Annotated in this window: 1 protein-coding gene; it reads right to left on the bottom strand. The window is 65.1% G+C overall.

Annotated elements, in window-relative coordinates; genetic code table 11:
- On the bottom strand, positions 1-684 hold a 684-nt coding region (locus FN369_RS01375), incomplete at both ends, for a ferredoxin-like domain-containing protein (protein ID WP_512698699.1).

Raw genomic sequence — 684 nt, forward strand, 5'->3', positions numbered from 1 at the left:
GCGCGGGCGGGTCCGCGCCCAATATTGGCTGAAGCTCTCTTCGGGCAGACGCTCCCGCGCAAACGCTTCCAAGTAGGAGCGAACCAGGCTGGGGATTTCTTCGAAGCCGACGCTCTTCTTTTCCAAGCCCGCGAGCCGGTCGCCCGCGAGGCTGCCGCCTGCGAAGAAGGCATATTTGCCGGGAGCGCGGCCGACGAAAGCCAAATCGGCGTTGTAGGGCCGGGAGCAGCCGTTCGGGCAGCCGCTCATCCGGATCAGGATCGGCTCCTCTTGCAGACCGAGATCTTCCAGGATTCCGTCGATTTTGTCCATCAGCGCCGGGAAGACACGTTCACTCTCCGCGAGGGCGAGTCCGCAGGTCGGGAGGGCGACGCAGGCATGGCAGATGCTCCTCGTCGCGGTCCTTGGAGGAGCAGAGGAAACCCCGTAGCCTGCGAGAAGTTCGCCCAGTTGGACCTTCCGCTCCCGCGGGATATTGGCCAAAAAGAGATTCCCGTTGGCGGTGAGGCGGATGGGAAAGCCGAACTCGGTGGCGACCGCCCGCAGCGCTTGGCGCAGTCGCCGCTCCGGCCGATCGAGGATGCGGCCGTTTTCGATGCAGAGCCCGAGGAAGAACTTTCCATCCCCCTGCTCGTGCCAACCCAAGGGATCGGCGACGGTGGCAAAGGAGAAGGGGCGGGGGGG

This window comes from Methylacidimicrobium cyclopophantes (genome assembly GCF_902143385.2).
In the GTDB taxonomy this organism is placed as follows: domain Bacteria; phylum Verrucomicrobiota; class Verrucomicrobiia; order Methylacidiphilales; family Methylacidiphilaceae; genus Methylacidimicrobium; species Methylacidimicrobium cyclopophantes.